Source organism: Planctomonas sp. JC2975, from assembly GCF_012985205.1.
In the GTDB taxonomy this organism is placed as follows: domain Bacteria; phylum Actinomycetota; class Actinomycetes; order Actinomycetales; family Microbacteriaceae; genus Humibacter.
Window position 1 is genome coordinate 219365 of record NZ_JABEKS010000001.1, and the last position, 19972, is coordinate 239336.

The window sequence follows — 19972 nt, forward strand, 5'->3', positions numbered from 1 at the left end:
GGTCTCGGTTGCGAGAGCGTGATCTCTCCGGTCCTTGTCCCGCCGACCTCGCAGGCCGTACCGGCCGGCGGCGGGCCGGGGCGGGCTAGGGCCGGGGCAGCGGCGTGCGAGAGCAGAATGGAACGCATGACGGAACCGCTGCATCCCTTCCATCGGTACGTCGCTCTCGGCGACTCGTTCACGGAAGGGATCGGCGATCCCGACCCGAATGCGCCGGGCGGATTCCGCGGCTGGGCGGACCGCGTGGCGGAGGTGCTCGCGCGCAGCACGGACGACTTCGCATATGCGAACCTCGCGGTGCGCGGCAAGTTGATCCGGCAGATCGCCGACGACCAGGTCGATGCTGCCGTCGCGCTCGAGCCCGACCTCATCACCATCTCCGCGGGCGGCAACGACGTGATCCGTCCTGGCACGGATCCGGATGAGATCGGTCGCCTCTTCGACGACGTCATCACCTGCCTGTCGGTCACCGGCGCCACGATCGTGGTATTCACCGGCGTCGACGTCGGCTTCTCGCCCGTCTTCAAGACCATCCGCGGCAAGGTCGCGATCTACAACGAGAACGTGCGCGTGATCGCGGAGCAGCACGGATGCCTCGTCGCCGACCAGTGGGCGCTCACCGAGGTGCAGGATCAGCGCCTGTGGTCGAGCGACCGTCTGCACATGAATCCGCTCGGCCACCACACCGTCGCGCGCATGGTACTGCAGACGCTGGGCGTGCCGAACGACCTGCATCCCGCAGAGCCGCAGCCTCTGCCTGAACGCTCGTGGCGCGAGGCACGCGCCGAGGACCTCACGTGGGCGAAGGAGTACTTCGTGCCGTGGATCGTGCGTCGCATCAAGGGCGTGTCGAGCGGCGACAACGTTCGTCCGAAACGGCCGGAGCCGGAGCCTGTGACACTGCCCGGCGACCGCGACGCCGCCCTGTAGGGCGCCTGGGTGCCGCGTCGCGTGTGACTCGGCTCGACGCGCGCGCTCTGCTCAGCCGGGCCAGGGCGTCGGCGATGACTTCGGTCTTCAGCGTCCATCCGGTCACCGGAATCGTCGCGGTGGGGTCGCACGACCGACGCGCCGGTATCCTCGCAGAGCCCGTCGACGCGCGGCGGCAACGTCGCCGGAGGCCTACATGGATGAAGAGGTGCTCGAGGGCGGCAGAACCACTCCGGGTGTCGTGCGGATCGGAGACGCGGTGCATCGCCCACGCGATCACCGGTCGGACTTCGCGGCACGGGCGCTGCAGTTCCTGAACACGGTGGGGTATCCCTGGGCACCCCGCTGTCTCGGCATCGACGATGCCGGTCGCGACGTCTTCTCCTACGTCGAGGGAGCGACCACCGAGCACCCCTTGCAGCGCGACGAACGCTCCTACGCTCAGATGGGCCGCATGCTCCGACGGCTGCACGAGCTCACGGCAGGGACGGAGATCGCGCTCGGCGGTCGTTGCCTGGTCCATGGCGATCCGGGACCGTTCAACGTCGTGATGGTGGAGGGGATGCCGGCCGCCCTGATCGACTGGGACAGTGTGCACCCCGGCGATCCGATGCACGACGTCGGCTACGCAGGCTGGTCCTGGTGCATCACGACCTCCGGCAATGTGCCGGTATCCGATCAGGCGCGCAGGCTGGCCGAGTTCCGGGACGGCTACGACATCACGATGCCGAGCCAGGCGCTCCTGGCAGCCGTTGAGGAGCGGCAAGCCGCCATCATCGACGCGGAGTCCCGTCATGCGGCGGATCCCCGGTTGTCGGACGCACGTCGCGCGCACGCCCGTGCGGCTGTCGCGTGGGCGCGGGGCGACAGGGCCATCGTCGCGGCCAACCTCGGCGTCTTCCTCGAGCATCTCGGGTGAGGCCGCCTACGCCGGAGTCTCCCCCAGCACCGATCAGTCGAGCGCCGGCGGCAGGCCGAAGAGCGACAGCATACGGCTCTCGAAACGGTTCATCGCAGCGACGCGGTCGCCCGCCAGCTCGATGACCATGAGGCCGGTGCCCACGGCGGATCCGTCGGCCGTTCGCGTGTAGATGCCGAACGCCGGCTGACCGTTCGCTCTGGTCGGAACGAGTCGGATGGCGCGTCCGGACGCGAAGAGCAGCGCGCAGAACTCGCCGACGATCTCGCGTCCCCGATACTCGAGAGCCATCGGCGGCATGGACATGAACACGTCTGCGGTCAGGAGACGGATGACCGCCCGCACGTCTCCCGCCTCGTATGCGGCGACGAAACGCGCAACGGTGTCCGCCTCGGATCTCGAGCCCGCAATGGGAGGCGTGATGTCTGCCGCCGACGGGACCGCCCGCCGAAGACTGCTCCTCGCGCGTTTGAGGGCGCCGTTGACCGAGTCGACGGTGGTTTCCAGCATGTCGGCCACCTCGTCGGCGTGGAATCCCAGCACGTCTCGCAGGATCAGCACGGCCACCTGGCGAGGCGGCAGGAGTTGGAGCGCGGTGATGAAGGCGATCGAGATCGCCTCCTTCTGCTCGTAGTGCGACTCTGGACCGGGCGGTGCCACCGATGCATCGAGCAGCGCATCCGGGAACGGCTCGAGCCAGGCCACCTCGCCCAGGCTGGTCGGCTCGGGCGGCGTGACTCCGGGGATCCTCCATTCCTCGGCCTTCCTGCGCGCCGCGGATCGGCGCACATTGAGGCATCTGTTCGTCGCCACGCGATACAGCCAGGTGCGCACCGATGAGCGGCCCTCGAACCCGTGAAGCCCTTGCCACGCTGCCAGGAGCGTGTCCTGGAGCGCATCCTCAGCGTCCTGCATCGAGCCGAGCATCCGGTAGCAGTGCACCCGCAGCTCGCGAAGGTGCGGCTCGGTGAGATCGCGGAACGCATCGCCGTCACCGGCGCGAGCGCGGGTCAGCAGGTCGTCGGCCGTCACAAGGGTCATCGTCGCAGGTCTCCTTCTGCTGGGGGTAGGCATCCGCCGCACCTGTATCGACACCGCGCATCGCGCGAACTGGTCGGTGCCTGAACGACGAGTTCGCGCTCCGGCAGCTGTCTGCATCGCTGAACACGCCGGAGACACGGCGGTACGAACGAGAAGGAGATCACGATGGCCGAGCTCATCGTCACCGAGAACATCACACTCGACGGAGTCGTCTCCGTTCCGATGGAAGAAGACGGATCGAAGGACGACTGGTTCGAAACGTCCATGCGAGACGACCGGGCCGCGTGGGCGGAGGTGGAGGTCGCCGAGGCGATCGAAGCGACAGCTCTCCTGCTCGGACGTCGCACCGACGAGTACTTCGGACGGCGCTGGAACAACCGAACGGGGGTGTGGGCGGAGCGCCTCAACGCTCTGCCCAAATTCGTCGTCTCGTCGACGATCGATGAGGCGACGTGGCAGAACTCGACCGTGCTGTCGGACGACGTGGCCGACGAGGTCGCCGAACTCAAGCGCAACCTCGACGGCGTCATCGTCACCTACGGCAGCAGGCAGCTCATGCAGGCTCTGCTGAAGAACGACCTGGTCGACGAGGTGCGCCTGCTGGTGTTCCCTGTCATCCAGGGGTCCGGCGAACGATTGTTCGACGCGATCGGATCGGCGACAGCGCTCCGACTCGACTCCGTGCGACAGGTGGGCGAGGGCATCGCGCGGCTCACGTACCGGGTCGAGCGGGCCCAGTGACGCGCGGACGACCGGTTACGGGAACAGCAGCAATGGGTGCGTCAGCCTCCAGCCGAGCCCGGGATCCGTGACGGCCTTCGCCACCGTCAGCGTGCTCGTGAAGGTCTGACCGCTGCCGCTGTACGTGACGGTGCCCACGGCATCCCCCGGCTTCACCAGGGTGACGGATGCCGAACGCACGGTCACGGTGACCGGTGCGTTCGAGAAGACGAAGATGCTGCCCGCCTTCTCGCTCTTCAGGTCGGCCGAGTCGCCCCACACGCTGCGGTACGAGCCGTAGTCGGTCGACGCCGTGCCGACATTCACCTGGTGGAATCCGTCCTCGACGCTCTTCAGGAGAGTCGGCACGTCCGACCAGAGATTCGAGTAGTCGGGTGCACCGGTCACGACGCCGACGAGCTTCAGCGGATGCCCGTGCACCGTCACCGAGGCCGCGAACAGCAGGCAGTGTCCGGCCTGATCCGTCCAGCCGGTCTTGATGCCAACGATGCCGTCCTGCCCGAGCAGCTGGTTGCCGTTGTTCACGGTGCCCGCACCGGGCAGGGTGGCGGTCGGCGTGTCCACGATGACGGAGAGCACAGGGTCTGCGAGCACGAGCTTGCCGATCCCCACGAGGTCGACGGGCGTGCTCACGCTGCCTGGATCCAGGCCGGACGGATCGGTCAGGCGCGTGCCCGTGAAGTGGTGGGCGCTCAGCCAGGAGTTCGCGTACGTGAGGAACGCGTCCACGGAGCCGAATCCCCAGTTCGCCAGCGAGATGGCGTAGTTGTTCGCGCTGGGCAGGAGCATGGCCGTCAGCGCCTGCTTCTCGGTCAGCTGCTCTCCCGCGGAGACGGGCGCCCAGGAGCCGTCCTCGTCCCAGACCTGCTGCAGGATCTGCACGTCCGCGTTCGTGAACGTGATCGTCGGCCCATCGCTGCCCGCCGCAATCGGATGCTTGTCCAACAGCACCAGCGCGGTGATCGTCTTCGTCATGCTCGCGATCGGCTCGCTGGCCATGCTGCCGTTCTTCACCAGCAGGTCGTCCCGACCGACCATGCCGACGGCGGCACTCCCCCAGGCTGGGAACGCCGGTTGCACTGCTGCCGGCGTGATGGTGGACGTCGAGGACGCGGATGCAGCCTCTGCGGCGGCCGGGAGCGGAGCGATCGCGGCGAGCACGGTGTATGCGGCGACGGCGGCGACGACGCCCAGCCCGGTGAACACCACGGCGCGCCGGCGACGCAGTCCACGCCGCCGTCTCAGGGCGCGCGCAGTCCTGTCGATCGTCTCGTCATCTTCGGGCACGGCTGACATGGTACGGACCATCCCTATGCGCTCGACTCAGGAACGCGGTCTCTCTGGGAGGTCGCTGGAACCCGCAGCGCATACAGCGCCACGGCCGCAGCGGATGCCACATTCAACGAGTCCACGCCGTGCGCCATCGGGATCGTGACGACGGTGTCCGCCGCGCTCAGTGCACGACGGCTCAGGCCGTCGCCCTCTGCACCCATCACCATCGCCACCCGCTCCGGCGGATGTGCGGCGAACTCGTCGAGACTCACGGCATCGTCTGCCAGCGCGAGAGCGGCGATGTGGAATCCGGCGGCGTGAAGCCGCGGCGCGGCATCGTGCCACTCATCGATCCGCGTCCACGGCACCTGGAGCACCGTGCCCATGCTCACGCGCACACTGCGTCGATACAGCGGATCCGCGCACCGAGGCGACACCAGCACGGCGTCCGCACCGAGACCGGCGACCGCCCGGAATGCAGCGCCGACGTTGGTGTGATCAACGATGTCCTCGAGCACCACCACGCGCCGGGCGCCCTCCAGCACCTCCTCAACAGGAGGAAGCACGGGGCGGTGCATCGCCGCCATCGCGCCGCGGTGCAGGTGGAAGCCGGTGAGCGCTTCGAGCGCGCTCTCCGTGCCCACGTACACGGGGACATCCGGATGCTCCGCCAGCAGCGGCTCCAGATCCGCGAGCCACCTGTCGTGCACGAGCACCGAACGCGGGATGTGCCCAGCAGCAAGCGCGCGCGAGATCACCTTCGTCGACTCCGCGATGTACAGACCGCCGGCGGGCTCCAGCGCTCGCCGCAGCGCCACGTCGGTGAGGCGGGCGAAGTCGGACAGCTCTGGGGCATCGACCGAATCGATGGGGATGATGCGCATGCGGCGTCTTTCGCCTCAGGTCTTCCAGGTGCGGGAAACAATTCCGAAAACTGCGCTGTTTACACTGACGTCGAATGAGGGGGCGCGTGTGAGCACAGTGATGACGGCGGATCCGGCTCTGCAATCCGCTATCGACATCCTCGCAGAACGGTCGGTCGCGGTGCTCACGGGCGCCGGGATCTCCACGGACTCCGGCATACCGGACTACAGAGGTGAGGGCGCGCCGCGCCGCACTCCGATGTCGTTCGCCCAGTTCCTGGGCGATCCGCGTTCCCGCAAGCGCTATTGGGCCGGAAGCCACCTGGGATACGCCCGTTTCCGCGCTGCCGCCCCCAACGCCGGGCACCGCGCGCTCGCCGCGATGGAGGCGGCGGGCGTGATCCCCGGCGTCATCACCCAGAACGTCGACGGGCTGCACAATCAGGCCGGCTCCCGCGTGGTCGTCCCGCTGCACGGCACCATGGACCGCGTCGTGTGTCTCACATGCGGGCAGATGTACGCCCGCGAGGACATCGCTGCGCAGATCGATGAGCTCAATCCGTGGATCTCGCGACCGGAGTCGGTCACGATCGCACCGGACGGCGACGCAGAGGTGGCCGACGTCGACTCGTTCGTCATCCCCGTCTGCAGCATCTGCGGCGGCCCGCTCAAGCCCGATGTGGTCTTCTTCGGCGAGTTCGTTCCTCCGCTGCGATTCGAAGCGGCCAGGGAGCTCGTCGACGGAGCGGATGCGCTTCTCGTCGCCGGATCGTCGCTGGCCGTGAACTCCGGCATCCGCCTGGTCGAGCAGGCGCGGCGCCGTAAGCTGCCGATCGTGGTGGTGAATCGCGGAGACACGAAGGGCGACGCACGTGCGGCGCTGAAACTGAACGCCGGAACGTCCGAGACCCTCGTCGCGCTCGCCGACGCGCTGATTCCGTGACGCGCGACCACGCGCGCGGCAGCCGAGAGCGCGCCCGGGCCGCCGACCCGGTTCACCGTCGCACCCTGCTGACCCTCGTGCGGCACGGCGAGACCGATTGGAATCTTCAGCGACGCATCCAGGGTTCAGCGGACATCCCACTGAACACCACCGGAATCGCGCAGGCAGGGGCAGCGGCGGCGAGCCTCGCCGGCGCCGGATACTCGGCCGTCTACTCCAGCCCGCAATCCCGCGCGCTGCACACGGCGCGCATCATCGCAGACGCCATGCACGCCGACCCGGAGACGGATGCCGATCTGCGCGAACGCTCCTTCGGGGAGGCCGAAGGTCTCACCGATCCCGAGGTCATCGAGCGATTCCCCGACCAGGTGGTGCCTGGCAAGGAGACCAGGCGATCCGTCGTCGAGCGAACGCTGCCGGTGCTGCATCGCATCGCGCGACGGCATCCGGGCGAATCCGTGCTCGTCGTCACGCACGGCGCCGTCATCAGCTCACTGGTGCTGCACCTCACGGACGGCGCACTCCCTCGGCCCGGCGACTCGATTCGCAACCTGTCGCTCAGCCATTTCACCCACGAGGACGGCTCACTCGGGCTCGGCGACTTCAATGTGCCATCGCACGACGCCGAACTGATCCGGGCCGAATCACCCGCCGCGGTCGCGGCGGCCGCGGCTCAGGATCCTGCCGTCTCCTGGGTTCGCGCCTGACCAGCGACCTCGTTCAGCACCTCGAGAAGCGATGTGGCCGACCGTGCCCAGGTATAGCGGGATGCCGCTTCGACACTGAGTGCGGAAGCTCGCGCCCACTCCCCCGTCGCCTCCAGCCCGCGCACGGCATCGGCGAACGACGACGGATCGTGCGGGTCTGCGTACACAGCGGCATCCGCTCCGATCTCCCGGAAGATGGGAATGTCGCTCACCACCACCGGCGTCCCCACGCTCATCGCCTCGACGAGCGGGATGCCGAAGCCCTCGTCGAACGACGCAGTCACGAGCGCCGTCGCTTCGCGGAGAAGCCCGAAGTACTCCTCGTCGCTCGCCCCGTTGTGGAACACCAGTCGGGCCGTGGGCGCTGCAGCGGTGAGCCGAGCGCGATCCGCATCGCCGACCCGGCTCATCAGGTGCAGCTCGTACTCCGGCAGCTCGGCGACGGCTTTCGCCAGTGTCTCCACGTTCTTGTACGGCATGAACGATCCCATGTAGACGAGTGCCTTGCTGGACGGTGCATCGCGCGGTGTCGTCGGAACGCCGGCGGGAACCTCCGGTGCGTTCGTCACGACCCGGACCGGCTTGCGTGTGAGTCGATGCTCGGCGATCAGCGACCGAGTGGTCTCTGAGACGGCGACCACCGTGTCCGACCGGTTCAGCAGCATCCGCTGCGGCCACCACGACAGGTGATACAGCCGCCAGAGGCCCCGAACGAAAGCGGGCAGGTCGCGCGGAGGTGTGCGGTTCCGGTAGTAGATGAGGTCGTGCACCGTCAGCACGAGCCGATAGCGGCGGCCGATCGAGCCCATGGTCTGCATCGGCGTGAACACGATGTCGGGATGCAGTCTGTTCACCTGGAGAGCCACAAGCGGTTCACGCACGCTGGTGGGCGCCGACGCCATCGCCCACGGCAGGTCGGGCAGCATGTCGAGTTGCGCCCTGTCGTTGATCAGCATGGTGACGTCGTGCAGCTTCGCGAGCTCGCTGACCAGGGATGCCGTGAAGCGGCTGATCCCGTCGTGCCTGCCGATGCGCGTATACCGGCAGTCGAAGACGATCTTCATGCGTCGGTGCCGTGCTCGATCACGAAGGCGCGCACCTGGTCGGCGGCCTCCTCGGGGGCCTCGTAGTGCACGAGGTGCCCGACTCCGTTCACGACGTGCAGGCTCGCATCGGGGAACAGCGTCTGCAGGCGGCGCTGGGCAGCGATCGGCGTGATGTCGTCGCGGTCGGCGGCGATCAGCAGCACGGGCTCGGTGATCGACGACGCGTACTCCGAGACGTCGTGACCGACGGATGCCTTGAAAGCCTCCAGCACGACCGCCCGGTTCGCGAACGCACTGAAGTACTGCGCGTGCTGCCCATGGATCCATGCTCGCAGCCGTCGGTCCTTGGTCTTCGCCATCGCCTCGCTCATCACGCGCACGATGGCACGGTTGCGCAGGAGTCCGAATCCGAGGGACTCCGGCAATGCAGCGGCGAGCCAGTAGTAGAAGATGGCCAAGCGCGTGAAGATCGCCCGTGGACCCTTCAGCGCCGGTGCACCGATCGGGTTGACCAGCACGACGAGGTCGGGGCGGGGCGATTCGGGGACGGATGCCGCGGAATCCGCTCGTCCCAGCATCGCCGAGACCACGATGGAGCCGAACGAGTGCCCGAGGAGCACGAATCGGCCGGTCGGCCGCACGTCCGCGATGAAGGCGCTGAGCCACGCGGCGTAGCCGTCGATGTCGTGGACTCGCTCGGACAGCGGATCCGACGCGCCGAACCCAGGCAGGTCGGGCACGATCACACGGAACTCCGTCAGCCGCTCGGCAATCGGCTGGAGACCGTGGTGATCGCCGCGGAAGCCGTGAACCAGCACGAGCGTCGTGGCGGCGTCCGCGGCGCCGTAATCCCAGTAGGCCGTGGTGGAGCCGTCCACCTCGAGCGTGCGCGGACTCGGCTCGCGGGGTGCCGGTTGGCGCGCCGACGACGCTGTTGGCGTGGGACGGGCAGACATCACGCTCCAGTGTAGGTGGCCGATTCTGCGACCCAGCCGGGTCGGCGCTGGCAGGCACGCGGCCCACGACTCCGAAGTCCTGTACACGCGTCATAGACTCGTCAGAGCGCCATCTCGCCGCCGACGTCGTTCCGTTGTCAGCCATCGAAGCCGCAGGAGGACTCGTTCGTGACCTTCACCGCGCCCATCCAGTTGCCCGGTCTCGCCCTCGATCTCCTGTGGTACAGACGCGCGGTGTTCTACGAGGTGATGGTGCGCTCGTTCGTCGACAGCAACGGTGACGGGACGGGCGACATCCAGGGCCTCATCTCCAAGCTCGACTATCTGCAGTGGCTGGGCGTCGACGCGTTGTGGCTGCCGCCGTTCTTCGTCTCGCCTTTGCGGGACGGCGGCTACGACGTGGCGGATTACCGCGCGATCATGCCCGAGTTCGGCACCCTCGACGAGTTCCAGGAGCTCGTCACGAAGGCGCACGAGCGCAACATGCGGGTCATCATCGACCTGCCGCTGAACCACACCAGCGACCAGCACGAGTGGTTCCAGCAGTCGCGGAGCGACCCCGACGGGCCGTACGGCGACTTCTACGTCTGGAACGACACGGACGACAAGTGGCCCGACATCCGCATCATCTTCACCGACACGGAGGAGTCCAACTGGGCGTTCGACTCCGTGCGCCGGCAGTTCTTCTTTCACAGGTTCTTCTCGCACCAGCCCGACCTCAACTACAACAACCCGGCCGTTCACGAAGCCGTGTTCGAGATCGTGCGGTTCTGGCTCGACATGGGGGTCGACGGCTTTCGACTGGATGCCATCCCCTACCTCTACGAGTCCGATGAGGGCAACGGTGAGGGCGAGCCGCCGACACACGAGTTCATCAAGATGCTGCGTGCCATGCTCGACCGCGACTATCCGGGCCGCGTCATGATCGCAGAGGCCAACCAGTGGCCGCGCGAGGTCGCGGCGTTCTTCGGCACGGAAGAGGAGCCGGAGTGCCACATGGCGTTCGACTTCCCCGTCATGCCGCGCATCTTCTACTCGCTGCGGTCGCAGCGCGCCGACGAGCTCGTGCGGGTGCTCTCCGAGACCACCGACATCCCCGACGGTGCAGGCTGGGGTGTCTTCCTCCGCAACCACGACGAGCTCACGCTCGAGATGGTCAGCGAGGAGTACCGGCAGGCCATGTATGGCTGGTACGCCTACGACCCGCGCATGCGCGCCAACATCGGCATCCGGCGTCGCCTCGCTCCCCTGCTCGACAACTCGAGGGCGGAGCTGGAGCTGGCTCACGCGCTGCTCTTCGCGCTGCCAGGCAGCCCGTTCCTGTACTACGGGGACGAGATCGGGATGGGCGACAACATCTGGCTGCCGGATCGTGACTCGTCCCGCACCCCCATGCAGTGGACGCCTGACCGCAACGCCGGATTCTCCACTGCGGATCCCGGCAAGCTCTACCTGCCCGTCGTGCAGTCGCTCGTCTACCACTTCAACCAGGTCAACGTCGAGGCGCAGCTCGCACAGTCGAGATCGCTCCTCCACTGGGTGCGCAACGTCATCTACGTGCGGAAGGCGCACCCCGCTTTCGGCCTCGGCACGCTGAAGGTGCTGCCGACCGACCACTCGTCCGTGCTCGCGTTCGTACGCTCGTACGCCGGCAGCGGCACCGTGCTCGGGGACCAGTCGGAGAACATCCTCTGCGTGTTCTCGTTCTCGCACAATCCGGTCTCCGTGACCTTCGACGCCCCGGACTTCGCCGGCAGCGAGCTCTACGACCTCTTCGGCGGATCCCGGTTCCCGAACATCGCCGATGACGGCCGCTTCACCCTGACGCTCGGCACTCAGGCGTTCTACTGGCTGCACATCGAGCCGCCGCGATAGGCGTCCGGAGCTCGCTTTTACGTCGTTTCAGCCGGCGTCGCCCCTGCACTTCCGCCTTCGTCGTGCTCGTCTGGCGTGGCTCCTCGGCGTGTCGGACGTGCGCCATAACGTTGCAGTCATGAAGCAATGGCACGACGAACTGGGCGTTTTCGATCTCGAGACAACAGGAGTGGATGTCGCCACGTCGCGTATCGTCTCCGCCCACGTCGGCGTGCTCGACTCCACCGGCGCGATCGTCGAGCGTCTGGACTGGCTGGTGGATCCCGGCGTGCCCATCCCGCCCGGCGCCAGTGCGGTGCACGGCATCACCACTGAACGCGCCCGCGCCGAAGGGCGCCCCGCCGCGGATGCCGTTGTGGAGATCGTCGCGGCGCTGCGCGGGCTGCTGCTGCGCGGCATCCCGGTCGTCGCGTACAACGCGCCCTACGACCTCTCGTTGCTGCATCACGAGGCGCTTCGCCACGGAGTGGAGCCGCTCTCCGACCCGACCCCGGTGATCGACCCGCTCGTCATCGACAAGGCAGTCGACAAGTACCGGAGGGGCAAGCGAACGCTGACCGTCACGGCCGAGCACTACGGTGTCGACCTGATCGGTGCCCACGATGCGGCCGCCGATGCGATAGCCGCAGGGCGGGTCGCGCAGGCCATCGCGCGGGCGTTTCCCCTCGAGCTCGCAGTGGCCGCCGACGAGCTCCACAGCCTGCAGGTGCGATGGTCGAACGAGCAGGCTCTCGACTTCCAGGACTACATGCGCCGGGTCAAGGATCCGACGTTCACGGCGCGCGGCGAGTGGCCGATCCGGTGATCCAGCGTGCGCAGTCCTCGACTGGGACTGCGCGGGACGCGGTGCGGCCGGTGTCGACCTCGGCTCGCTGCGTTGCGACGCCGCGATGTGCTTCGGACCTGGCCACGCCGACGCCGTGCTCCGGACCTGGCAACGCCGACGCCGTGCTCCGAGGATGGGAGCGCGAGGCGGGACATCCGGCAGCCTCCGTCGCCCACTGGGACGTCGTGGCGGAGCCCAGCACGCCATCGGACGTCTCGTGGTTCGCGCCCGCGATCGCCGGGATGACGGGTCGGCCGGATCTGACCGCAGCCATCCTTCGGGAACGTCGCGATGCCTTCCTCGCCGACGCGGTCGATCGGCTGGGTGCGGTTTCGACCCGATCTCTCGCTCGGTGCGTTTGCGGCTCAAGCACACCCTGACGGCATGCGAAAGGCGGTCGACGGATCATCCCGTCGACCGCCTTCGTCGGTCGTGCAGCGCGCCGAGGCGCGGCTGCTACTTGCCGAAGTTCTTGAAGCGCTGGTTGAACTTCTCGACGCGGCCGGCGCTGTCGAGGATGCGCTGCTTGCCCGTGTAGAACGGGTGCGACTCGCTGGAGATCTCGACGTCGATCACGGGGTAGACGCTGCCGTCCTCCCACTCGATCGTCTTGTCGCTGGAGACGGTGGAGCGGGTCAGGAACGTGGCGCCCGAAGCGAGGTCACGGAACACGACCGGTGCGTACGCGGGGTGAATGTCAGACTTCATCAGGACTTCCTCGGAGGATGGGATTCGAAACTCGACGCGCCGACCGAATCAGGCGCGAAAGCGTGAAGTGCCGGGATGTGGATCCGCGGCCAAAGATCAAGTTTAGCAGACGCTCAGGCTTGGGCGGACGCCTCGGCGCCGTCGCCGTCGCCACTGCCTTCCACGTCGGTTGCGGCTTCGGCCGCTCCCCCCTGACGTGCGCGGGCCACGTAGCGCCCGGCCTCCGACGACACCGTGATCGGCAGTCCGAAGGTCTCGGTGAGGCGTTCCGACGTGAGGGTCTCCTCGAGGGGCCCCGCCGCCACGATCTTGCCGTCCGCCAGCAGCAGCACGTGGGTGAACCCGGTCGGGATCTCCTCTGCATGGTGCGTGACCATGATCATGGCCGGCGATCGCGGATCGCTCGCGTATCCGCCGAGCAGCGTGACGAGTTCCTCGCGGGAGCCGAGGTCGAGGCTTGCGGCCGGTTCGTCGAGCACGAGGACCTCGGGATCCGTCATGACGGACCTCGCGATCTGCACACGCTTCTGCTCGCCGTCGCTGAGCGTGCCGAACGAGCGGTCGGCGATGCCGTCGAGCTTCCACTCCGCGAGCACGCGACGTGCACGGCGGAGGTCGATCTCCTCGTACTCCTCGTGCCAGCGTCCGGTGACCGCGTAGGCCGCCGTGAGCACGACGTCGAGCACTGTCTCCCGCTTCGGGATGCGCTTCGCGAGTGCGCTCGATGCATAGCCGATGCGCGGCGTCAGCTCGGCGAGATCCGCCTTGCCGAGCTCTTCGTCGAGCACGGTGACCGTCCCGGACGTCGGATGGGCCGCCGCGGCGGCCATCTGCACGAGCGTGGTCTTCCCCGCCCCGTTCGGACCGAGGATGACCCATCGCTGATCGGCGTCGACCGTCCAGTCCACCCCGTCCAAGATCGCATTGCCACCGCGCACGACCGAGACGGAGTTGAACTTCAGGACGGTGTTCGACATGTGCTCTAGCTTAGGGCGCGCCACAGAGCGCTATTGCACGAGGAGTCGGCGGTAGAGCGACAGGGTCTGCTCGGCGATGGCGGACCACGCGAACTGCGTCTGCGCCCGAAGCCGGCCAGCACTTCCCTGCTCTCGCGCGCGATCCGGATCCGACACGACCTCCGTGAGAGCTCGCGCCATGTCGGCAACGAAGCGGTCCGGATCCAGGGGTGTTCCGGTGCCGTCCGTCGCCTGGTCCAGCGGCACCAGACGCCCCGTCACGCCGTCCTCGACGACTTCCGGGATGCCGCCGGTGGCGGTCGCGACGACGGGCAGTCCGCACGCCATTGCCTCGAGGTTGACGATTCCGAGCGGTTCGTAGATGGACGGGCACACGAACACGGTCGCGGCGCTGAGCAGCGCGGCGAGCTCGTTCTGCGGCAGCATCCTGTCGATCCAGACGACGCCGTCGCGGCTGGCCTGAAGGTCGCGGACGAGCCCTTCGACCTCCGCCATGATCTCGGCCGTGTCTGGGGCTCCCGCGCACAGTACGAGCTGCACCTCGGGTGGCAGGGCTGCCGCCGCTCGGAGGAAGTACGGCAGACCCTTCTGCCGCGTGATCCGTCCGACGAAGATGACGGTCGGCCGATCCGGGTCAACGCCGAGGGACCGCACGAGATCCGGCTCGTCGACGATGCGCCACCGGTCGAGGTCGATGCCGTTGTAGATGACGTGCGTGCGCGCCGGATCGACGTTCGGATAGACCCGCAGGATGTCGCGACGCATGCCTTCGCTCACGGCGATGACGGCATCCGCGCTGTCGTACGCCTCGCGCTCCACCCAGCTCGAGACACGGTAGCCGCCGCCGAGCTGTTCGGCCTTCCACGGCCGAAGGGGCTCGAGGCTGTGCGCCGTGACGACGTGCGGGATGCCGTGCAGCATGCTCGCGAGCCGCCCGCCGTGATTCGCGTACCACGTGTGCGAGTGCACGAGGCCTGCGCCGGCGGCGTCCTGTGCGAACTGCAGATCGACGCCGAGCGTTCCCAGCGCCGCATTGGCACCTGCCAGTTCCGACGGCACCGGATAGCCCGTCGTGTCCGGTTCATCGCGGGGCGCGCCGAAGCAGCGCACCTGGACTTCGATCGATCGTCGCAGCGCACGGACGAGTTCCGTGACGTGCACTCCTGCGCCGCCATAGATGTCCGGCGGATATTCCCGGGTGAGGAGGTCCACTCGCATGTCAGCGACGGTAGCGCGTGGACGGCACCGGCGCATCCGGTCTTCGGCAGCGAGCCGGAGACACGCGCTGGTACGTGACTCTCGGCGCCTCTACTGTTGAGTCATGGCGGGCAAGAAGATCTTCGGCATTGTGCTGGCTGGTGGCGAGGGAAAGCGCCTGATGCCGTTGACGGCGGATCGGGCCAAGCCCGCCGTGCCGTTCGGCGGGCAGTACCGGTTGATCGATTTCGCACTCTCCAACCTGGTGAACTCGGAACTGCGCCAGCTCGTCGTGCTCACGCAGTACAAGTCGCACAGCCTCGACCGGCACGTCTCTCAGACCTGGCGCCTCGACGGCATGCTCGGCTCCTACATCGCCTCGGTCCCCGCCCAGCAGCGACTCGGGAAGCGGTGGTTCTCCGGTTCGGCGGACGCCATCCTGCAGAGTCTCAACCTGGTCCGCGACGAGAAGCCGGACATCGTGGTCGTCGTCGGTGCCGACCACGTGTACCGCATGGACTTCGGACAGATGATCGACGCGCACATCAGCTCTGGTGCGCCCGCCACCGTCGCGGCCATCCGCCAGCCGATCTCGCTCGCTGACCAGTTCGGCGTCATCGAGGTCTCTCGTGGCAATCCGGAGCGGATCGCGGCATTCCGCGAGAAGCCGAGCGACCCGGTGGGGCTGCCGGACTCGCCGAGCGAGGTACTGGCATCCATGGGCAACTACGTCTTCGATGCGCAGGCGCTCATCGATGCCGTGCAGCGCGACGGCGAACGGCCGGATTCCAATCACGACATGGGCGGCGACATCATTCCGGACTTCGTCTCGCGCGGTGAGGCCGGCGTCTACGACTTCCAGCGCAATGACGTTCCCGGATCGACGGATCGAGACCGCTACTACTGGCGCGACGTCGGAACGATCGACTCCTTCTTCGAAGCGCACCAGGATCTCGTTTCCGCGCTGCCGATCTTCAACCTCTACAACGACGAGTGGCCGATCTTCAGCCAACAGCTCAACTCTCCGCCCGCCAAGCTGGTGCGCGACGTGCGAGGGGCCATCGGCACAACGATCGACTCCATCGTCTCGCTCGGATCCGTGATCAGCGGCGCCCACCTGGAGCGCAGCGTCCTCGGGCCGTGGGCGAAGGTCGAGTCGGGCGCGCACGTGGTCGACGCCGTCATCTTCGACCGCGCGGTGATCGAGCCGAACGCATTCGTGGGCCGGGCTATCCTCGACAAGGACGTCGTGGTGGCAGAGGGTGCCAAGATCGGCGTCGACCCGGAGCGCGACCGCGCCCGTGGTTTCACGATCACGTCGTCGGGCCTCACGGTCGTCGGCAAGGGAGTCCACGTCGTTCCATGAGCACCTCCGCGCCCACGTCCGCCCGTTTCCTCGTGGTCCTGGACGTGGACTCAACGCTCATCCACGACGAGGTCATCGAGCTGCTCGCCGAGCACGCGGCGACCGGTGAGCTGGTGGCGGACATCACCTCACGCGCCATGCGCGGCGAGCTCGACTTCGAGCAGAGCCTGCGGGAGCGGGTCTACACGCTGCGCGGACTGAGCGACGCGGTCTTCGGCGAGGTGGCGCAGCGAATCCGCGTCACCGACGGCGTTCCGGAACTCGTCGCGGCCGTTCATGCGGCCGGCGGGCTCGTCGGCGTCGTCTCTGGCGGGTTCCACGAGCTGGTCGACGGGCTCGCGGAGCGGCTCGGGCTCGACCTGTGGCGCGCGAACCGGCTCGAGGTGGTGGACGGCATCCTCACCGGTGCCGTCGACGGCCCGGTGGTGGACGCCGACGCGAAGCGCCGGGCGCTGCGCGAATGGGCGGCGGAGGCCGGCGTGCCCGCTGCTAGGACCGTCGCCATCGGCGACGGCGCGAACGACCTGCTGATGATGGACGAGGCGGCGCTATCGGTCGCCTTCTGCGCCAAGCCTGCTGTGCGTGCCGCGGCGAGCGTGGCTATCGACACCAGGGATCTCGCCCAGGTGCTTCCGCTTCTCGGACTGCGCGGCTGACACCGGATAGGTCGGATGCGGTTGCCGACCGCCTAGCGGTCGGTGTCCTCGATGCGCACTGCGTCATCGGAGCGCACCGCATCGTCGGCGCGCGTGGCGTCGCCGACCTGCGGCGTGCGTGACTGTCGGATCTGAGGATCGGACGCCGCCGCGCCCGTTCCGCGCGATTCCAGGACGTACACCTGACCGTCCTGCTGCGGGGCATCCTCATCGGCCACAGCTTCGGCCTCGTCGTCCGCCGCATCGAACGAGATGGGCGTTCCGGTCAGTGCCGGCTTCGCCGGACCGGATGCCGCTCCTAGCGGGAGTCCGGGACGTCCCGTCCACCTGCTCAGCGGGATGAAGCCGTCAAGCGACTCGTCCTCGATCTCCTCGTCGGTGAACGACTTGCCGGCCCGTTTGCGGACGCGCTCGGCCTCCCTACGCTGTTCGTCCGGGTCGTCGGCGTTGATGCGACGGAACTCGCGCACCGCGCCGCGCCAGAGCAGGAAGAAGCCGATCAGGGCGAAGGCGATCCACTGGATCATGTACGAGTAGTGGTATCCGACGCCCTCGGCCGGAGGCGACGCCTGGATTCTCGCGAGGCCGTCCGCCGACGCGCGCGGCGAAACGATGACCCCCCAGGCCGACGAGTACACGGCGCCGCCGACGACGGGGGCGAGCTCGGACAGATCCACTGACTCGATCTGGTGTGCGCTCACTCCGCCCTCACCCCGCTTGGCCTGGCTGGGTTGCAGGCGGGCGACGAGGGCGATGGATCCGCTCGGGGGTGCTGGTCGGGACGACGGCTCGGATCCGTTGTCGGTGGCTGCCACCCATCCGCGGTTCACGAGGAAGGCATCTCCGGAATCGAGACGGAACGCGGTGATCACGTCGTACCCGGTCTCGCCGCTGCGAACGCTGTTGCGCAGGTAGTACTGATGTGCGCCATCCCACCTGCCGTGCAGGCTGACGGCTCGCCAGACCTGGTCTTGTGAGTAGGACGACAGGGTCGGCAGCGCCTCGGTCAACGGCGTCGCCGCCATGGCGAAGTTGCTCGTGTACAGCTGGTTGTCGGCCGAGGCGCCCCTCCCTCTGTCGAACTGCCACAGGGCGAGGCCGCCGCAGACGAGCGCGAAGATGACGGCGATGGCGAGGTAGCCGGCCCATCGCCAGGTGCGCAGGAATTGCCAGCCCGTGAGGCCCTCTGTGACCGTGTCATACACCGCAGCGGGACGCGCGACGGCGCCCGAAGCGGTGCGACGACTCAGCTCACCCGCACTCGTGCGGGCAAGCTCGTTCGCGGTGTCGCCGGCCGTGGTCGCTCCTGACGATGGTGATGAAGGCTTGCTGAAGGAGGGTATCTCCACAGGCTGGAGAACACTCGGGATGCCTTCGCTCAGTGCCCCATGCCCATGCCGCCGTCGACGGGGAGAACAGCTCCGGTGATGTAGCCGGCGTCATCGGACGCGAGCCACGCGACGGCCTTCGCCACCTCGGACGGCTGGCCGTAGCGGCCTGCAGGAATCGACTTCTTGTACTCGGCCTGCTGTTCCTCGGGGAGCTCAGCCGTCATGTCCGTCTCGATGAATCCGGGTGCGACGACGTTCGCGGTGATCCCGCGGGCTCCGAGCTCGCGGGTGAGCGACCGTGCGATGCCGAGCAGGCCGGCCTTCGAGGCGGCGTAGTTGACCTGCCCGGGCGAACCCATGTGACCGACGACGCTGGAGATCAGGATGACGCGGCCGAAGCGAGCTTTCAGCATCCCCTTGGATGCACGCTTGATGACCCGGAAGGCGCCGCCGAGGTTGGTGTCGACGACCGCGTCGAAGTCGTCGTCGGTCATCCGCATGAGGAGCATGTCTCGCGTGATGCCCGCGTTGGCCACCACGACCTCGACCGGGCCGAGCTCGGCCTCGACGGCCGTGAAAGCGGCGTCCACCTCGGCGGAGTCCGTCACGTCGGCGCGAACCGTGAGCGATCCGACGGGCCCATCGCCGCTGCGGGCGGTCACCGCGACACGGTGCCCCTTGGCGATGAATTCCTCGGCGATGGCGCGGCCGATGCCGCGGTTGCCTCCGGTGATCAGCACGGTGCGGGGGGTCGTCATGAAGTGATCCTCGTGATGGTGGACGGCATGCAAACGGCTATCAGTCTAGGTCGTGCCGCCGTCGGCACCGACGACGCACGGATGTCAGCGCGTCGCGTTCGAGCCCGGGCACTGGCCGTAGGCTTGAGGGGTGGATCGCCCCGACGATCCACCCGGGAGCACAGACCATGAAGCACGAGTCGATCACGTCGCTGCCGCCGTCTCCGGCGGTGGAGCGTCGCAATCGCATGCTGGAGTACACGGTGATGATGTCCATCCGTGTGATCTGCCTGATCTCGTTGCTCTGGGTGCGCGGCTGGTGGCTGGTCATCCCGGCTGCCGGTGCGATCTTCCTGCCCTATTTCGCCGTCGTCGTGGCGAATGCCACGCGCTCCAAGGGCGGCACACCGGAACGTCCGGGCGCCCTTGCGACGCTCGGGCCGCAGCAAGGCGCATCCGCGGATGGCCCGGAATCCTCCAGTGCTCCGACATCGGATGATGCGGCTTCGGACGCCACCGCATCAAATGCCACCGGTTCAGAGCCCACCGAGTCGGCCGGCGCCGCTTCAGACGGGTCGGCCTCCGATCGCACGGACGAGGAGAACGGAACTCGATGACGCTTCTCGATGCGTTCGGCGGCGATCCCGTTGAGCCCATGTGCTCCCGCGCCGGATGCCGCGAATCCGCGAGCTGGCGGATCGACTGGCGCAATCCGCGCATCCACGCCGCCGATCGCCGCAAGACGTGGCTGGCGTGCGAGGAGCACGTCGAGTTCCTGCGCGGGTTCCTCGCCTCTCGCGACTTCCCGCTCGAGGTGCTCCCGCTGACGGGAGAGTCGCAAACGGTCGAACTCGACCGCTGAACCACTGGCTGTCGCGCCG

21 protein-coding genes are annotated in these 19972 nt (G+C 67.9%); 11 read left to right on the plus strand and 10 right to left on the minus strand.

What is annotated here, in order from left to right; translation table 11 throughout:
* Window positions 1–126: 126 nt before the first annotated feature.
* Both HII28_RS01040 and HII28_RS01045 read left to right on the plus strand, forming a co-directional pair.
* Entirely contained in the window at window positions 127–930 is an 804-nt protein-coding gene (locus HII28_RS01040; protein WP_170023635.1) for an SGNH/GDSL hydrolase family protein, read from the plus strand.
* 196 nt (window positions 931–1126) lie between these two features.
* Window positions 1127–1849 (plus strand): aminoglycoside phosphotransferase family protein, encoded by a 723-nt coding sequence (locus tag HII28_RS01045; RefSeq protein ID WP_170023637.1) that lies wholly within the window; start codon window positions 1127–1129, stop codon window positions 1847–1849.
* A 33-nt stretch (window positions 1850–1882) separates the two neighbouring features.
* On the opposite strand, the gene HII28_RS01050 is transcribed toward HII28_RS01045, so the two are convergent.
* The gene (locus HII28_RS01050) at window positions 1883–2890 is read right to left on the minus strand and encodes a sigma-70 family RNA polymerase sigma factor (protein ID WP_205864529.1); all 1008 of its coding nucleotides are present in this window, start codon (window positions 2888–2890) and stop codon (window positions 1883–1885) included.
* 165 nt (window positions 2891–3055) lie between these two features.
* Here HII28_RS01050 and HII28_RS01055 point away from each other — a divergent pair, with 165 nt between their 5' ends.
* Window positions 3056–3631 carry a dihydrofolate reductase family protein gene (locus tag HII28_RS01055; RefSeq protein ID WP_170023639.1) on the plus strand — a complete coding sequence of 192 codons (576 nt, stop codon included), beginning with the start codon at window positions 3056–3058 and terminating at the stop codon, window positions 3629–3631.
* Between the two features lie 15 nt (window positions 3632–3646).
* On the opposite strand, the gene HII28_RS01060 is transcribed toward HII28_RS01055, so the two are convergent.
* Window positions 3647–4918 (minus strand): D-alanyl-D-alanine carboxypeptidase, encoded by a 1272-nt coding sequence (locus tag HII28_RS01060; RefSeq protein ID WP_346769140.1) that lies wholly within the window; start codon window positions 4916–4918, stop codon window positions 3647–3649.
* Window positions 4919–4941: 23 nt separating this feature from the next.
* Window positions 4942–5787 carry an RNA methyltransferase gene (locus tag HII28_RS01065; protein ID WP_170023643.1) on the minus strand — a complete coding sequence of 282 codons (846 nt, stop codon included), beginning with the start codon at window positions 5785–5787 and terminating at the stop codon, window positions 4942–4944.
* 100 nt (window positions 5788–5887) lie between these two features.
* On the opposite strand from HII28_RS01065, the gene HII28_RS01070 reads away from it, so the two are divergent.
* Entirely contained in the window at window positions 5888–6709 is an 822-nt protein-coding gene (locus tag HII28_RS01070) for a Sir2 family NAD-dependent protein deacetylase (RefSeq protein ID WP_170025889.1), read from the plus strand.
* Window positions 6706–7416 (plus strand): histidine phosphatase family protein, encoded by a 711-nt coding sequence (locus HII28_RS01075; RefSeq protein ID WP_170023645.1) that lies wholly within the window; start codon window positions 6706–6708, stop codon window positions 7414–7416. The genes HII28_RS01070 and HII28_RS01075 overlap by 4 nt, the downstream gene beginning before the upstream one ends.
* Here the strand turns inward: HII28_RS01075 and HII28_RS01080 are convergent.
* Complete coding sequence (locus tag HII28_RS01080; RefSeq protein WP_170023647.1) at window positions 7383–8480, minus strand: glycosyltransferase family 1 protein; 1098 nt, start codon at window positions 8478–8480, stop codon at window positions 7383–7385. The genes HII28_RS01075 and HII28_RS01080 overlap by 34 nt on opposite strands.
* Window positions 8477–9418, minus strand: a complete 942-nt coding sequence (locus HII28_RS01085; RefSeq protein WP_170023649.1) for an alpha/beta hydrolase — start codon at window positions 9416–9418, stop codon at window positions 8477–8479. Before HII28_RS01085 ends, HII28_RS01080 begins: the two co-directional genes overlap by 4 nt.
* A 168-nt stretch (window positions 9419–9586) precedes the next feature.
* Between HII28_RS01085 and treS the strand changes: the two genes are divergently transcribed.
* Entirely contained in the window at window positions 9587–11293 is a 1707-nt protein-coding gene (gene treS / locus HII28_RS01090) for a maltose alpha-D-glucosyltransferase (protein WP_170023651.1), read from the plus strand.
* A gap of 118 nt (window positions 11294–11411) precedes the next feature.
* The gene (locus HII28_RS01095) at window positions 11412–12098 is read left to right on the plus strand and encodes an exonuclease domain-containing protein (RefSeq protein ID WP_170023653.1); all 687 of its coding nucleotides are present in this window, start codon (window positions 11412–11414) and stop codon (window positions 12096–12098) included.
* Between the two features lie 477 nt (window positions 12099–12575).
* Here the strand turns inward: HII28_RS01095 and HII28_RS01100 are convergent, their stop codons facing one another.
* The 3 genes from HII28_RS01100 to glgA form a co-directional block, all read right to left on the minus strand.
* On the minus strand, window positions 12576–12827 hold the full coding sequence (locus HII28_RS01100) for a type B 50S ribosomal protein L31 (RefSeq protein ID WP_170023655.1): 252 nt from the start codon (window positions 12825–12827) through the stop codon (window positions 12576–12578).
* Window positions 12828–12940: 113 nt separating this feature from the next.
* Entirely contained in the window at window positions 12941–13804 is an 864-nt protein-coding gene (locus HII28_RS01105; protein WP_170023657.1) for an ABC transporter ATP-binding protein, read from the minus strand.
* Between the two features lie 30 nt (window positions 13805–13834).
* Complete coding sequence (gene glgA / locus HII28_RS01110; protein WP_170023659.1) at window positions 13835–15022, minus strand: glycogen synthase; 1188 nt, start codon at window positions 15020–15022, stop codon at window positions 13835–13837.
* Window positions 15023–15125: 103 nt separating this feature from the next.
* On the opposite strand from glgA, the gene HII28_RS01115 reads away from it, so the two are divergent.
* A complete protein-coding gene (locus HII28_RS01115; protein ID WP_170023661.1) occupies window positions 15126–16367 on the plus strand; it encodes a glucose-1-phosphate adenylyltransferase in 1242 nt (413 codons plus the stop codon).
* The gene (gene serB / locus HII28_RS01120) at window positions 16364–17023 is read left to right on the plus strand and encodes a phosphoserine phosphatase SerB (RefSeq protein ID WP_170023663.1); all 660 of its coding nucleotides are present in this window, start codon (window positions 16364–16366) and stop codon (window positions 17021–17023) included. Before HII28_RS01115 ends, serB begins: the two co-directional genes overlap by 4 nt.
* A 32-nt stretch (window positions 17024–17055) precedes the next feature.
* Here serB and HII28_RS01125 read toward each other — a convergent pair whose 3' ends face one another.
* Both HII28_RS01125 and fabG read right to left on the minus strand, forming a co-directional pair.
* A complete protein-coding gene (locus HII28_RS01125) occupies window positions 17056–18372 on the minus strand; it encodes an SURF1 family protein (protein ID WP_170023665.1) in 1317 nt (438 codons plus the stop codon).
* Window positions 18373–18401: 29 nt separating this feature from the next.
* A complete protein-coding gene (gene fabG, locus HII28_RS01130; RefSeq protein WP_170023667.1) occupies window positions 18402–19112 on the minus strand; it encodes a 3-oxoacyl-[acyl-carrier-protein] reductase in 711 nt (236 codons plus the stop codon).
* Window positions 19113–19279: 167 nt separating this feature from the next.
* Here fabG and HII28_RS01135 point away from each other — a divergent pair, with 167 nt between their 5' ends.
* Window positions 19280–19708, plus strand: coding sequence for a DUF3099 domain-containing protein (locus HII28_RS01135; RefSeq protein WP_170023669.1), 429 nt, complete (start codon window positions 19280–19282; stop codon window positions 19706–19708).
* Complete coding sequence (locus HII28_RS01140; protein ID WP_170023671.1) at window positions 19705–19953, plus strand: hypothetical protein; 249 nt, start codon at window positions 19705–19707, stop codon at window positions 19951–19953. The genes HII28_RS01135 and HII28_RS01140 overlap by 4 nt, the downstream gene beginning before the upstream one ends.
* The last annotated feature ends 19 nt before the right edge of the window (window positions 19954–19972 follow it).

Bases quoted from the DNA above. Each gene is read 5' to 3' on its own strand.
- HII28_RS01140 (WP_170023671.1), top strand. From the start codon at position 19,705: ATGACGCTTCTCGATGCGTTCGGCGGCGATCCCGTTGAGCCCATGTGC.
- HII28_RS01105 (WP_170023657.1), bottom strand. From the start codon at position 13,804: ATGTCGAACACCGTCCTGAAGTTCAACTCCGTCTCGGTCGTGCGCGGT.
- HII28_RS01100 (WP_170023655.1), bottom strand. From the start codon at position 12,827: ATGAAGTCTGACATTCACCCCGCGTACGCACCGGTCGTGTTCCGTGAC.
- HII28_RS01115 (WP_170023661.1), top strand. From the start codon at position 15,126: ATGGCGGGCAAGAAGATCTTCGGCATTGTGCTGGCTGGTGGCGAGGGA.
- HII28_RS01095 (WP_170023653.1), top strand. From the start codon at position 11,412: ATGAAGCAATGGCACGACGAACTGGGCGTTTTCGATCTCGAGACAACA.
- HII28_RS01080 (WP_170023647.1), bottom strand. From the start codon at position 8,480: ATGAAGATCGTCTTCGACTGCCGGTATACGCGCATCGGCAGGCACGAC.
- HII28_RS01050 (WP_205864529.1), bottom strand. From the start codon at position 2,890: ATGACCCTTGTGACGGCCGACGACCTGCTGACCCGCGCTCGCGCCGGT.
- HII28_RS01070 (WP_170025889.1), top strand. From the start codon at position 5,888: ATGACGGCGGATCCGGCTCTGCAATCCGCTATCGACATCCTCGCAGAA.
- HII28_RS01135 (WP_170023669.1), top strand. From the start codon at position 19,280: ATGAAGCACGAGTCGATCACGTCGCTGCCGCCGTCTCCGGCGGTGGAG.
- serB (WP_170023663.1), top strand. From the start codon at position 16,364: ATGAGCACCTCCGCGCCCACGTCCGCCCGTTTCCTCGTGGTCCTGGAC.
- HII28_RS01065 (WP_170023643.1), bottom strand. From the start codon at position 5,787: ATGCGCATCATCCCCATCGATTCGGTCGATGCCCCAGAGCTGTCCGAC.
- fabG (WP_170023667.1), bottom strand. From the start codon at position 19,112: ATGACGACCCCCCGCACCGTGCTGATCACCGGAGGCAACCGCGGCATC.
- HII28_RS01055 (WP_170023639.1), top strand. From the start codon at position 3,056: ATGGCCGAGCTCATCGTCACCGAGAACATCACACTCGACGGAGTCGTC.
- HII28_RS01045 (WP_170023637.1), top strand. From the start codon at position 1,127: ATGGATGAAGAGGTGCTCGAGGGCGGCAGAACCACTCCGGGTGTCGTG.
- glgA (WP_170023659.1), bottom strand. From the start codon at position 15,022: ATGCGAGTGGACCTCCTCACCCGGGAATATCCGCCGGACATCTATGGC.
- HII28_RS01085 (WP_170023649.1), bottom strand. From the start codon at position 9,418: ATGTCTGCCCGTCCCACGCCAACAGCGTCGTCGGCGCGCCAACCGGCA.
- HII28_RS01040 (WP_170023635.1), top strand. From the start codon at position 127: ATGACGGAACCGCTGCATCCCTTCCATCGGTACGTCGCTCTCGGCGAC.